This window comes from Providencia sp. PROV003 (assembly GCF_045040775.1).
Lineage (GTDB): Bacteria > Pseudomonadota > Gammaproteobacteria > Enterobacterales > Enterobacteriaceae > Providencia > Providencia huashanensis.
The window spans coordinates 1472176-1486351 of sequence record NZ_CP096369.1; the positions used below are offsets into that span (position 1 = coordinate 1472176).

The 14176-nt window shown below is 37.4% G+C and carries 12 protein-coding genes; 11 read left to right on the forward strand and 1 reads right to left on the reverse strand.

The annotated features are described in order from the left end of the window. Positions 1 to 28: 28 nt before the first annotated feature. The 4 genes from M1F14_RS06755 (at position 29) to M1F14_RS06770 (ending at position 5044) form a co-directional block, all read left to right on the forward strand. Entirely contained in the window at positions 29 to 1468 is a 1440-nt protein-coding gene (locus tag M1F14_RS06755) for a cytosine permease (RefSeq protein WP_042846304.1), read from the forward strand. 161 nt (positions 1469 to 1629) lie between these two features. Further along, positions 1630 to 2385: an electron transfer flavoprotein subunit beta/FixA family protein gene (locus M1F14_RS06760; RefSeq protein ID WP_166685164.1), complete on the forward strand. Its 756-nt coding sequence runs from the start codon at positions 1630 to 1632 to the stop codon at positions 2383 to 2385. Positions 2386 to 2400: 15 nt separating this feature from the next. Then, positions 2401 to 3351, forward strand: coding sequence for an electron transfer flavoprotein subunit alpha/FixB family protein (locus M1F14_RS06765; protein ID WP_048606123.1), 951 nt, complete (start codon positions 2401 to 2403; stop codon positions 3349 to 3351). Positions 3352 to 3361: 10 nt separating this feature from the next. Then, on the forward strand, positions 3362 to 5044 hold the full coding sequence (locus tag M1F14_RS06770; RefSeq protein WP_042846300.1) for an electron transfer flavoprotein-ubiquinone oxidoreductase: 1683 nt from the start codon (positions 3362 to 3364) through the stop codon (positions 5042 to 5044). Between the two features lie 85 nt (positions 5045 to 5129). Here the strand turns inward: M1F14_RS06770 and M1F14_RS06775 are convergent, their stop codons facing one another. Further along, positions 5130 to 5849, reverse strand: a complete 720-nt coding sequence (locus M1F14_RS06775) for a UTRA domain-containing protein (protein ID WP_042846298.1) — start codon at positions 5847 to 5849, stop codon at positions 5130 to 5132. A gap of 272 nt (positions 5850 to 6121) precedes the next feature. On the opposite strand from M1F14_RS06775, the gene M1F14_RS06780 reads away from it, so the two are divergent. From M1F14_RS06780 to M1F14_RS06810, 7 genes are all read left to right on the forward strand, one after another. Further along, positions 6122 to 7375, forward strand: coding sequence for a hypothetical protein (locus M1F14_RS06780; RefSeq protein ID WP_042846296.1), 1254 nt, complete (start codon positions 6122 to 6124; stop codon positions 7373 to 7375). Further along, entirely contained in the window at positions 7372 to 8502 is a 1131-nt protein-coding gene (locus M1F14_RS06785; RefSeq protein ID WP_042846295.1) for a hypothetical protein, read from the forward strand. Before M1F14_RS06780 ends, M1F14_RS06785 begins: the two co-directional genes overlap by 4 nt. A 598-nt stretch (positions 8503 to 9100) precedes the next feature. Continuing rightward, positions 9101 to 9775 (forward strand): CsgG/HfaB family protein, encoded by a 675-nt coding sequence (locus M1F14_RS06790; RefSeq protein ID WP_042846294.1) that lies wholly within the window; start codon positions 9101 to 9103, stop codon positions 9773 to 9775. A gap of 9 nt (positions 9776 to 9784) precedes the next feature. After that, complete coding sequence (locus M1F14_RS06795; RefSeq protein ID WP_173424815.1) at positions 9785 to 10138, forward strand: DUF4810 domain-containing protein; 354 nt, start codon at positions 9785 to 9787, stop codon at positions 10136 to 10138. Beyond that, positions 10135 to 10791 (forward strand): DUF799 domain-containing protein, encoded by a 657-nt coding sequence (locus tag M1F14_RS06800; protein WP_042846292.1) that lies wholly within the window; start codon positions 10135 to 10137, stop codon positions 10789 to 10791. Before M1F14_RS06795 ends, M1F14_RS06800 begins: the two co-directional genes overlap by 4 nt. 543 nt (positions 10792 to 11334) lie before the next feature. Beyond that, positions 11335 to 12738, forward strand: coding sequence for a tryptophanase (locus M1F14_RS06805; RefSeq protein WP_042846291.1), 1404 nt, complete (start codon positions 11335 to 11337; stop codon positions 12736 to 12738). Between the two features lie 63 nt (positions 12739 to 12801). Then, positions 12802 to 14049 carry an aromatic amino acid transporter gene (locus tag M1F14_RS06810; protein WP_042846290.1) on the forward strand — a complete coding sequence of 416 codons (1248 nt, stop codon included), beginning with the start codon at positions 12802 to 12804 and terminating at the stop codon, positions 14047 to 14049. The last annotated feature ends 127 nt before the right edge of the window (positions 14050 to 14176 follow it).

The window sequence follows — 14176 nt, forward strand, 5'->3', positions numbered from 1 at the left end:
GGCCAGCCTTGCTTAAAGAGGAGTTACCATGACAGTATCAAACGACATCGCGACAGGGCAAAAAAGTCGGCAGGAGAATGTACCACTAATCGAAGCTCGTTCCATCGATTACATTCCTGAGTCTGAACGCCATGGCACCTTATCGAGTCAATTTACACTTTGGTTCGGTTCTAATTTGCAGATAACAGCAATTGTAACCGGTGCATTAGCTGTAGTACTTGGTGGGGACGTGTTCTGGTCATTAATCGGCTTATTTATTGGCCAATTGCTAGGTGGTTCAGTAATGGCTTTGCATGCAGTGCAAGGGCCAAAGCTGGGGTTACCACAAATGATTTCTAGCCGTGTGCAGTTTGGGGTATACGGTGCCGTTATCCCTATTTTATTAGTATGCATGATGTATGTTGGGTTCTCTGCCAGTGGCACGGTATTAGCGGGGCAAGCGGTTGGTCAGCTTATGCATGTAAGTGACTGGATGGGGATTTTAATATTTGGTGCCGTGATTATTGGGATCACCATTTGTGGCTACCGAATTATTCATATTCTCGGAAAAGCAGCGAGCGTGATTGGAGTGATTACGTTCTTTTATCTATTTTTCCGTCTGTTTTATATGAATGATGTTTCGGTATTACTGGAAAATCGTCATTTTGATTGGACGCACTTTTTATTAGCCATGTCATTATCAGCATCTTGGCAAATTGCATTTGGCCCTTATGTTGCGGACTACTCGCGTTATTTACCGACAAAAACGCCAACAATTAAAGCATTTATGGCAGTAGGTGCAGGGACTGTTATTGGTACGCAAGCCTCTATGATTTTAGGTGTATTTGCGGCGGCCCTTGCAGGGAATAAATTTGCGGGTAATGAAGTTGCTTATATTGTGGGCTTAGGTAGTACAGGGTTAATTGCGGCGTTGTTATATATCAGTATTTTCTTTGGTAAGGTCACAATAACGGCTCTAAATGCTTACGGTAGTTTTATGTCGATGGCTGCGATTTGGTGTGGCTTCCGTGGTAAAAGCCAAATTTCTCGTGGGCAGCGGTTATTTTTCATTATTCTGATGGTGAGTTTTTCGACAGCTTTAGGGTTGGCAGGGCAACATTCTTTTCTAAAACTGTTCTCTTCTTTCTTATTATTTTTACTGGCATTTTTCACTCCTTGGAGTGCGATAAACCTAGTGGATTATTATTGGGTGACAAAAGGTCGCTACGATGTACCTGAACTTGCAAACCCTGATGGCCGTTATGGTCGCTGGAATAAAGTAGGGATCGTGACCTATGTTGTTGGGGTATTGATCCAATTACCTTTTATTTCAACAGGTTTCTATACCGGTCCTTTAGTTGAAAAACTGGGTGGTGTTGATATTTCATGGATTGTCGGTTTAGTTGCAACCAGTATTATTTATTATATCGCGATAAAAAAATGGCCAATGTCTGTTGCTGATAAATTGATATTACCTACAACAAAATAATGTGAAATACCCCTTATTTAATTATTAACAGATTTATTTAAAAGATAATTGAGAAAGCCAATAGTAGTGAATTTTTCACTGCTAGGGCTTCTCTCAACCTAAAAACGATTTTGAATCCTCTTTATATAAGCCAATCGTTGAAGAATTGGATAGGAGTTACGATGAAAATTTTAGTCGCAGTGAAGCGAGTGATTGACCATAACGTTAAAGTGAGAGTTAAAGCTGATGGCTCTGGGGTGGAATTGGCTAATGTCAAAATGGCAATTAACCCATTTGATGAAATTGCTGTAGAAGAAGCAGTACGTTTAAAAGAATCCGGCAAAGCGACTGAAGTGATCGCTGTTTCTGTGGGGGATATTAGTTACCAAGAAACGCTGCGTAGTGCGATGGCAATTGGTGCCGACCGCGCCATTTTAATTCAGCGACCCGCTGAGTTAGCGTTAGAGCCGTTGGATATTGCTCGCTTACTACAACAAATTGTCGATAAAGAACATGCTGACCTGATTTTGTTAGGTAAACAGGCAATTGATGATGACTGTAACCAAACAGGTCAAATGTTATCGGCATTATTAGATTACCCACAAGCGACATTTGCTTCACAAATTAAAATCGACGGTGGAACACTGCAAGTGACACGGGAAATTGATGGGGGGTTAGAAACGTTAGAAATGCCATTGCCAGCAGTCGTGACAACAGACTTACGGTTAAATGAACCTCGCTATGCAACTTTACCTAATATTATGAAAGCAAAGAAAAAACCTCTAGATATCATTGATATTGCTGATATGAATTTTTCACCATTGGGGCAAGTTAAAACGCTCAAGGTCAGTGAGCCGAAAAAGCGTGTTGGGCAATGTACATTACTAAGTAGTGCAACCGCATTAGTCAGTGAACTGCAAGCGAAAGAAGTGATTTAACAGAGGGAAATGAATATGAGCCAAACATCAGTGTTAGTGATTGTCGAACATGATAATCAAACAATAAAATCATCAACTTATCATAATATTACCGCTGCTCATGAAATTCTTGCTGCTGGTGGTGAACTACACTTATTCGTTGCTGGGAGCCAGACAGCTTCAGTTGCTCAATTAGCTGCGAGCATCAAAGGTGTTAATAAAGTTCTAGAAATTCAATCTGATGAGCTTGAAGGGCAATTAGCTGAGCCAATCACCAGTGCGATTGTTGCGGTTGCTAAAGGCTATACACATTTGTTGTTTCCTGCGACAACATTTGGGAAAAATATTGCTCCGCGTGTCGCCGCAACACTAGGTGTTGCTCAAATTTCAGATATTACTCAAGTCATTGACTCACAAACATTCATTCGTCCTATTTATGCGGGGAATGCATTGGCAACAGTGCAGAATAATGGTCAACAAGTCGTGATCACCGTGCGAAGCTCTGCATTTTCTGGCGCAAAAGAAACGCAAAATAGCGCTCAAATTGAAAATGTTACCCTTGCACAACTCCCCCAGCGAGCACTATTAAAGAGCCAATCGTTAACGCAAGTAAGCCGTGCAGAATTGAGTTCCGCTAAAGTCGTGATTTCTGGTGGTCGCGGTTTAAGTTCTGGTGAGAATTTTGCTTTATTAGAAACCATTGCTGACAAACTGGGTGCCGCAGTAGGGGCTTCGCGCGCGGCAGTCGATGCCGGTTATGTTCCTAACGATTATCAGGTTGGGCAAACAGGGAAAATTGTGGCGCCCGATTTGTATATCGCAGTTGGAATTTCTGGCGCAATTCAACATGTTGCAGGTATGAAAGAAAGTAAAGTGATCGTCGCCATTAATAGCGATCCTGACGCGCCTATTTTCCAAGTGGCGGATTATGGCATTGTTGGCGATCTATTTGAGATCTTACCTGAATTTGATAAAGCATTGGCGTAAGAGAGGGCATATGGCTATCGACAACATTGAGAATATAAACGAGGCTCCCGAGCGGGAATCGATGGAGTTCGATGTCCTGATTGTCGGTGGTGGGCCTGCAGGGTTATCGGCAGCAATTCGTTTAAAACAGCTAGCCGCAGAAAAAGGGGCTGAGCTCTCCGTTTGTTTAATTGATAAAGGGGTAGAAATAGGGGCGCATATTTTATCAGGAGCCGTAATTGACCCTCGCGCTTTAGATGAATTACTACCAGATTGGCAGCAAAAGGTAACAGCCCCTTTAACTGCAGTAACCCAAGACCGTTTTTTATGGCTAAAAGAAAATAAATTCAATCAGTTACCGTTATCTTTATTACCAAGTAGTTTAAAAAATAATGGCAATTTAATTGGGAGTCTAGGTCAAATTAGCGCGGCTTTGGCGGTTGAAGCAGAGGCGTTAGGTGTAGATGTTTTCGCTGGGTTTGCGGCTACTGAGGTGCTATTTGATGACGCAGGAAGCGTGATTGGCGTGACGACAGGGGATATGGGATTAGATAAAGCTGGCTCGCCCACCGCGATGTACCAAGCTGGGATGAATTTAGTTGCTAAAATGACCTTTTTTGCCGAAGGGTGTCGGGGGCAACTAGGTAAGCAATTAATTGAACGTTTTGATTTAGCTGCAAACAGCGGTAAGCAAACTTATGGGTTAGGGATCAAAGAAATTTGGCAGATCCCAAAAGAACAGCATCAGCCAGGGGTTGTGATCCATTCAGTAGGGTGGCCATTAGATAATCACACTTATGGAGGTGGTTTTGCTTACCATTACGGTGAAGATCTCGTGGCTGTTGGGTTAGTTGTTGGTCTGAATTATGAAAACCCATATTTATCTCCCTTTGAAGAGTTTCAGCGTTTAAAAACGCATCCTGCTTTTAGTGGTTTTTTGTCTGGTGGTAAACGGATTAGCTACGGAGCAAGAAGTATGGTAGCAGGAGGCCTTGCTGCATTACCTGAGCTAAGTTTTCCTGGTGGTGCATTAATTGGTGATGATGCAGGCTTTTTAAATGCTGCACGCATAAAAGGAACTCATTGTGCAGTTAAAAGTGGGTCATTAGCAGCTGAGGCATTGTTTGGTTCTTTACATCATGAAACGGTAGATTATTCGCGATTTAAATCATTATTTCGCCAGCTATTTGAGGATAGTTGGCTATATCAAGAACTTTATCAAACACGCAATTTTAAGCCATATATGAAAAAAGGGTTAGTTATTGGCTCAATGTTATTTGGGGCTGAACAGCTACTGTTGAAGGGGAAAAGCCCTTGGACACTGAAGCTCAAGCAAGCTGATCATGAAAATATAAAAGAAGCGAGTAAATTTCAACCAATAATATATCCAAAACCGGATGGTGTGCTGACTTTTGATAAGGCTTCATCTGTATTTTTATCAAATACTAACCATGAAGAAGACCAGCCTTGCCATTTAAAATTGGCGGATATCACAGTGCCAATCCAAATTAATTTAGCTAAATATGCGGCTCCAGAAACGCGTTATTGCCCCGCAGGTGTATATGAAGTCTTGGGGGAAATTAACCAAGAAAAACTGCAAATTAATGCGCAAAACTGCCTACATTGTAAGGCTTGCGATATTAAAGACCCATTACAAAATATAACTTGGACTGCACCACAAGGGGGAGAGGGGCCAATTTACCAAGGAATGTAAGGGGGAAATTATTGTTTGTGATGTAGATGTGCTTGATGTTTTTTTATTTTTATCAGTCGTTTTGGGGCATTATTGCCCCATTTTTTTATAGATTATTATCAATACGGGTATGTAATTTTAATTTATAACGAGAGCCTGCAGAGGTCATGTTGACGTAGCTAATTAATGTATTGCCAGTCCAAGTGCGTCGACTGAGCTGTAAACAAGGGGAATTTTCTTTTACTGATAACGATTGTGCAATTGATTTTGTCGCAAGTGCCGCTTCAATGGTATGTTCCATTTCACTGACAGGAAAATGGCGTTGTAAATAGCCGCTTGGTGTTTCCGTATCGCCGTATTTTTGTTTTACAAATTCAGGTGCAATAGCATGGTTCACGTAGCGTTCTTCTAACATTAAAGGGATATCATTTTCAAAGTGGAGCACTTTACAATATCCGACTTCACTTCCTTCTGTAATACCAAGTTGTAATGCAATTTCTGCGGAAGCAAGGATGACTTTCAGTTGCAATTGGTGACCACTATATTTATTACCACTTACAGATATTTCATCAAAAATATCAAACGCCTTGGTAACAGGAAGCTCATGTTTTTGAGTTGCAACAAAAGTGCCCTTTCCTGCAATACGATTTAGGATACCTTTCTGACTTAATTCTGAAATAGCTTTATTTACCGTCATACGGCTTACATTGAACTGTGCACAGAGTTCAAGTTCGGTAGGGATTTGAGTTTCTGGCTTAAAAACCCCTAAATCAATACTGCGTAAAATGTAAGACTGAATTTGCTTGTATGCAGGTTGTGATGTCATCGCTTTTATTCAAAATTATTGTTAGAAGAAGGGAGAAAATGGCGCTCTTGCTACATTTTACCCACCAATTTTGTATTGAATGCAAGTTTATCAGTAATTATTGGCTTTACTAGTAGGAGTCGCCTATTTATAGGGGAAGGCCCCGAGTAATTGTTATTTACAGATGCTCGTCATTGTCTGAATTATTTTATTATAGTGTAAGTTTTTCTAGGGCAATATACCTTTATTTAATATCATAATGTTAAATTTACTATAACAAATAGGCATCATTTATGGGCGTTCAGTATTTCCAAACGACTTTAACACAGTGTGATTATAAAAATGTCACCCCGATAGGTATGGTGAGGTTGTTAGCATCAGATAAAGTGTTTTTTTTCAATCAAGATGACTTTAAAAACAGCCAAATATTTTTGGATAGGTTGAAAAAGGGTGATGTACTGATTATTTGTGCAGAACAGATGAATGATGGCAGTTATTGGATAAACTGGGTATACCATGAAACCAAAGGACGCTTAGAGCCAGATAGAACGGTCGGTTTTACTCGTAAGCTTGGAATACAATTTTTAATTTCATTGTTTTTAATGGCACTAATACCTGCAGTGTATTACTGTTTTATTGAAGCTGATGATAATTTTTTAATGATAATACTTGTGGCAGTGTTAGGCTGCGCAGCTTTTACTGGTATTGTATTATTTGTGTTAGTGCTTGCAGAAATAAAACATATTTTAAGTTCGAAGCGTAAATTAATTTTGAAGGCACTGGATTTAGTCATTGATGAACAATATAAAACTAATGGCCAAGACCAGCAAATTGATATTTTAGGTATAAAAAAAACGAAAACTAAGCCTGCCAAATTACATAAAGCCACTAATATTGGCATAGAGCAAACCTCTTTATCTTCTACGCGTGGTAAAACCAATATTACTGCTAACCTCAGTGTCACCATTGCAGCAGGAGATACAGAACAAAAGCTTAATCAAATCAGCTTACAAATAAATAAAGAACATCTGGATGTCTTAGTGTCGGCGAATGAGCCACTCTTTAATAACCATAGTTTGTTTATCGCTCAAGGGGATGAGCTTGAGGTTTATCATAAAAATCTCCAAGAGAACTCAAAAGAGCAAGTCGTCTTTGGCATCTACAATCATCAAGATGGTTTAGCATATAGCCTTATTGGTAAAGGTGCGCCCCAAGAACGAGGGTTTTATTACGGCTTATGGGGATTCACTGGTTTGATTCTTATTTTCTTAGTATTAATGGCTCTCGGACTATCTATTGCTGAAACTATGGAAAAAGGAGGGTACTGGGACTACTGGGATTGGATAAATCTTGTTGATACGGGTGGGTTATATATCAGTTTTGCAGTTTCAATTGTGTTGGGAATTAGTTTTCTTATCGGTTTGTGTGTGGCGGTCTATTTTAAAATATCTAAGCGCGGTAATGCGTATTATCAAGCTCAGTATTTATTGAAGCATTTACGTCGACAGCAAGGCAAAACTGATTATGTCACGGAGGTTCGGTCATGAATCCATTTCTCAGTAGGCATTTTATCTTATTAACGTTGGCTTTTGCGCTAAGTTTTATTTTTATTGTATTCGTATTTGTGCGTGATGGTACAGTTGATTGGCAGTGGGAAAAACATAATGAAAATGGGCCTGTTATCGCAAATTATGACTGGGCGACTACTTTTCCTGCTGAGAATGGCATGTTGATTATTGCTCAAAAAAGTAATAACCAAAGTTACTATTATTCGTTGTATAACAACTATACAAATTTTAGTGAGCATAGCTATCAAGTTTTGTTTGCAGATAACCAAGGTGTGCGTTTTATTACTCGTGCTGATGATAGTTTTTACAATGCAGTCTGTGAAAGAAAAGAGTGTTTAATTATTTTAAGAGATGGCTACCGAAAAATTAATTTAATTGATTTCTCAATCAGTGAGTTAATACCTTGGCAAGATAAATCTGGAGAGTTATTCTCTGCGTTGATCACGGGGAAAATCTACCAATCTAAAGGCCTACCTGCATATATTGTTGCGAGTAATGAGAATATCTTTATCAGCCAAGATAAAGGTATAACTTGGGAACACTTTATGAATGTGAGAAATTTAGCCAAGTCGTTATTTCCTGAGGAAATTGAAGGTAATTCAAATTTTTCCTATGCAACGTATCGAGATAAAGTGGTGATGTGGTACAGCTACGGTAATCAGATGGGGTCACTTGAGGTTATTATGGATATACCAACGAAACAGGTGGTTAGTAGTAAATGGTTACCTGTTCGCATCAATGAAGCAGCACAAAACCTTAATGGTGATATTTTTGTTATTGCTCAAGAGCCTTCTCGCCGGTTATTTTCTTTAATGCAATTTCATACCAATGGGACTTTCGAACTGATCGCCGAAAATGGTTATAATAATATGCATGAGCTAAAAGTTGGTCATAAAGGTGTCATTGTTTCAGAGTGGGTTAGGGGTTCTCAGCAATATCTAATGATGGATTTAACGACAAAAACGCTGCGTCATCGTCCGGAATTATCACTGTATAACAAAGTCTATAATGATAGCGACCAGTCTTTTATTGATATAGGCAGTATTTATTCAGATGAAAGCACCATAGAAAAAGGTGCATCTGTTTCTTATCAATCAGTACATTAATGCTATTGTAATATATTATTGATTATTAATAATATAGTTAATAAAAAAGGATAAGATTCCTCTTATCCTTTTTTGGTCATGATCTATTGCAAATTCATACAAAACCTACCAATAAAGTAATATATTGGGTTAAATTAAAAGAGCTATGATGTACGACAAGGAAATAAGCTAACGATATATAGAATGTGATTGTTTTTTATACTTTGGTTAGCTGCATGTTTATAATAATCTACTATTTGAGTGAAAAATAAACAACAGTGATTGGTTATATTATTACCTACCATTTGGCTATATAAATGGTAGATAATTTAGAATAATTCAGTTGGATGTTTTTATTGGGATAGAATAATAGTGATGATATGAAATATTACATCATTAAAGATTACTGATTAAATAATTTATGTTACCTCCATTTTTTAATCAAACAGTTGATTTCATCTAATAAACCTGAGTTACTTTATGAATATTATCAATTGGATGAAATAGAAATAAAGATAAAATCACTGAATAGGTGATATTGACTAGACCCTGTTTTATATTTGATGCAAAATAAAGCTGCAATAATTAATTCTAATTAAATTTTAATTGAGACAGCTAAATGAATATATCTAAAATCAGCATCGCATCTATTTTTATTGCTAGTGCATTATTAAGTGGTTGTGCAAAGGAATCTTCCCGTTCTTTAGCAGTAGAGAAAGTTGCGACTTATAATACTAATTACTCGGGTCCTAAAAGCCCAATATCAATTGGCAAATTTGATAACCGTTCGAGTTATATGAATGGCATTTTTTCAGATGGCGTTGACCGCTTAGGTAATCAGTCAAAAACAATTTTGATGACGCATCTTCAGCAAACTGGGCGCTTTAATGTATTAGACCGGGCTAATATGCAAGAGTTAAAAGAAGAAGCTGGAATTAAAGGCCAGTCCCAGCAATTAAAAGGCGCAACATATGTTATTACCGGTGATGTCACTGAATTTGGTCGAAAAGAAGTCGGTGATAGACAGCTATTTGGTATTTTAGGCCGTGGTAAATCACAAGTCGCATATGCAAAAGTTAATTTAAATGTTGTGAATGTCCAAACTTCCGAGGTGGTATTCTCAGCTCAGGGAGCAGGCGAGTATGAATTATCAAATAGGGAAATTGTCGGTTTTGGTGGAACTGCAAGTTATGACTCTACGCTAAACGGTAAGGTGCTAGATTTAGCAATAAGGGAAGCTGTGAATGATCTCGTAGTTGGTATTGAAAGTGGTGCATGGCAGCCAGCTAAATAAGGGAATATGATGAAATTTAAATTACTTCTTATTTTTGCTGGAGCCATTTTATTAAATGGTTGTGCTAACGAGCCAAAACCATTATATAACTGGGATGGTTATCAAACTACAATTTATCAATATTACCAGCAAACAGATACTGGCCCTCAAGAACAAATTCAAGCATTGAAAAAAAACCTTGAAATGAGTAAGGCAAACGGTCTTGCTACCCCTCCGGGGTTACACGCCCATTTAGGGTTATTGTATTCCACAACCGGAGCCATCGACCTTGCAATGCAAGAGTTCAACGCTGAAAAAGAATTATATCCAGAATCTGCGGCGTATATGGATTTTCTAATGAAAAATAAAGGGAAAGCAAAATGAGGCGTTTATTCATACTCAGCGGGCTGGTGATGGCTTGGTTATTAACTGGTTGTGCACAGCCAACAAAAGTTGATTATACTGCGTTTAATCAAAGTAAGCCAAAAAGCATTTTAGTGTTATTACCTCAGAATAGCTCTCCAGAAGTACAGGCTAGTCATGGTTTATTATCACAAACAGCCCTGCCTTTAGCGGAGGCTGGCTACTATGTTTTTCCTGTAGCGGTAGTGGAAGAAACATTTAAGCAAAATGGTTTAATAAATGCAGGGGATATCCAATCTGTTCCGCCCGCCAAAACCCGAGAAATTTTCGGTAATGATGCTGTGTTATATCTTAATATAACAGAGTACGGTACTAGCTATCAGGTTATTTCCAGTGATACACGTGTCACAGCGGATGCAAAACTTGTTGATGCGAGGACAGGGGCATTATTATGGAGCGGTTCGGCATCTGCATCGAGTGCTGAAAATAACTCTTCTTCCAATGGCATTATTGGTGTTTTAGTTTCGGCGGTTGTTAATCAAATTGTTGATACCATGACAGATAAAAGTTACACAATTGCAGGTATAACAAGTGCAAGGTTATTATCTGCAGGTACGCCTAATGGTATATTATATGGGCCTAGATCTCCTAAATATGGGAAAGATGCTCAGTAATTGTTAATTATTTGAATCATGGGTAAAGTATTCTAATCATACTTTACCCATTTTATTTTTGTTAAGCGTTATTTAAATAAAGCCAAATTACTCTTTATAATTATTAAATTACAGATATGAATAATAATTATTTTTTGTTTTTTTTATGTTTTAATATTTACAATCTTATAAAAAATAACGAATAAAATTAAATGTGTGACTTGAGTCAATTTGTCTTAGTATTATCTAATGATTATGTGATATAGGTATAATTATATGACAATCTCTATTACTTTATATTTTTAACTGTTATATATATGATGCTGTTGGTTGTACTAATTCCTTTTTGATAGGAGTCATAGTATGTTTTCGTTAAGCAAGTCTCTCATATCAAGGCATTTCTTCTATATGAAGAAATGGTTCAATATTGATATTTCTTTAGCCTTCTTTTTCCCAAATAAATAACCTTTTTTGTTTTTCTAAACTAAAAGTTTCGTTATAGCTTATTTTTTATAAGTACGATCCTTTGTATTTATTATTTAATGAAAAATTAAAGGTATTATCATGGCTAAAAGAATTGTAGAACCATTCCGTATTAAAATGGTAGAAAATATCCGTATTCCAAGTAGAGAAGAGCGTGAAGCTGCGTTAAAAGAAGCTGGATACAATCCATTCTTGCTACCAAGCAGTGCTGTGTATATTGATTTATTGACCGACTCAGGTACTAATGCCATGAGTGATCATCAATGGGCAGCAATGATCACTGGTGATGAAGCCTATGCAGGATCTCGTAACTATTATGATTTAAAAGATAAAGTTAAAGAGATGTTCGATTATGACTATGTGATCCCTGCTCACCAAGGTCGTGGTGCTGAAAACATGTTATTTCCTGTATTATTGAAAGTAAAACAGGAACAAGGTGGTGCTAAAAAACCTGTCTTTATTTCTAATTTCCACTTTGATACTACCGCTGCTCATGTTGAATTAAATGGCTGTAAAGCAGTTAATATTGTTACAGAAAAAGCTTATGACTCAGATACCTATGATGACTGGAAAGGTAACTTTGATATTCAAAAATTAAAGGATAACATTGCACAACATGGCGCTGAAAATGTTGTGGCGATTGTATCTACTATTACTTGTAATAGTGCCGGCGGCCAGCCAGTATCAATGGCTAACTTAAAAGAAGTCTATGAAATAGCAAAACAACATAATATCTTTGTTGTTATGGATTCAGCGCGTTTCTGTGAAAATGCGTATTTTATAAAAGAACGTGATCCTAAATATAAAAATTCAACAATTAAAGAAATTATTCTGGATATGTACAAATATGCTGATGCATTAACTATGTCAGCTAAGAAAGACCCATTATTGAATATTGGTGGATTAGTTTGTATTAAGAATGATGAAAAGATATTTACGTTAGCTAGACAGCGCTGTGTACCAATGGAAGGGTTTGTTACTTATGGCGGTCTTGCTGGTCGTGATATGGCTGCCATGGTTCAAGGCCTTGAAGAAGGGGCTGGGGAAGAATATTTACACTATCGTATCGGTCAAGTTAAATATTTAGGAGACCGTTTACGTGAGGGAGGGATTTCAATTCAATACCCTACTGGTGGTCATGCGGTATTTGTGGATTGTAAGAAACTAGTACCGCATATTCCTGGCGACCAGTTCCCAGCACAAGCGGTTATTAATGCATTATATTTAGAATCTGGTGTTCGTGCGGTTGAAATAGGCTCATTCTTATTAGGGCGCGATCCCGAAACAGGCAAACAAAAACATGCAGATATGGAGTTTATGCGGTTAACTATTGCAAGACGCGTTTATACCAACGACCACATGGATTACATTGCAGATGCTCTGATTGGGTTAAAAGACAAATTTGCTACTTTGAAAGGGCTTGATTTTGAATATGAACCTCCAGTATTAAGGCACTTTACTGCAAGATTAAAACCAATCAAATAATAGGTCGCTCTTATGGTTCCCGTGCAATGCGGGAACCTTATCCTTATTCTTAAGGTGAACACCATGAATAATTTGGCAGCCAAAAAAGAACCCTCCATATTGGTAGGGGGTTTTGTGCTAGGCGGTGCAATGATAGGGGCAGGGATGTTTAGCTTGCCAACTATTATGGCAGGAGCTTGGTTTATTAACTCTGTAGTTGTTTTATTAATCGTTTGTTTCTTCATGTTTCATTCAGGAATTTATATTTTAGAATGTATATCTAAGTATGGGGCGGGAACGAATTATTTTTTTATTTCTAAAGAATTATTACCAAAGTGGGCATGCTATATTGCTAATATAGCACTAATATTTGTTCTTTATATATTAATTTACGCCTATATATCAGCAGCAGGATCAGTCATAAAAGAGGCTGCGGCTATTTATGGCTATAATGTTAATTTAAGATTAATATTTATTGTATTTACATTGATATTAGGAGCAAGTATTTGGTGGAGTGGGGTAGGAGCAAGCCGGTTAACATCTTTATTTTTATTTATTAAAATAGTTTTATTTATTTTGGCTTTCTCAGGGTTATTTTTCATTGTAAAAACAGATTTGTTATTAACATCACCAGTTGAAGGTGGAAACACATCACTATTGCCCTTTATCTTTATTATTATTCCATATGCAATTACTTCTTTTGGTTATCATGGCAATGTATGCAGCTTATATAAATTGTATCATGAAAATGAAAGGAAAGTGGTTAAAAGCTGTGTGATTGGGTGTGTATTAGCCCTTGTTCTTTATTTCTTATGGATATTAGGAACAATGGGGAATTTACCAAGAACAGAATTTTTAACAATTATTAATAAAGGTGGTAATTTAGATGCGTTTATTGAGTCGCTTTATGCGGTCCTCAATAGTAAGAATATTGCGACATTCTTACTATGGTTTTCAATAAGTGCAGTATTTTGTTCATTTTTAGGTGTTGCTATTGGGTTGTTTGATTATATTCTTGCTTCATTAAACTTTAAAGATAACCCATCAGGTAGAATGAAATCCGCCTTATTATGCTTCTTGCCACCACTTGTTCTTTGCATGTTATTCCCAAATGGTTTTCTCATTGCAATTGCATATGCAGGTATGGCCGCATGTATCTGGGCGATTATTTGCCCGGCAGTTATGGCATTAAAAGTAAGAGAGCGTTTCCCTGATTCTAGATTCAAAGTATGGGGCGGAAAAGGGCTAATCTATGCCGTTATCGCCTTTGGAGTCGTTGGCATTATTTGCCAATTGTTAGCGCAGTTTAATTTGTTACCGATATACCGTTAATTTTTCAAAATACAAGTTGTAGAATAACTGCAAAGGTACAGTGAGGGTTTGCTGTACCTTTTTTATAACTGTATGTAATTTTAATATTATTCACTAACTCTTTTTATGCAAAAATAAATAATTTCTT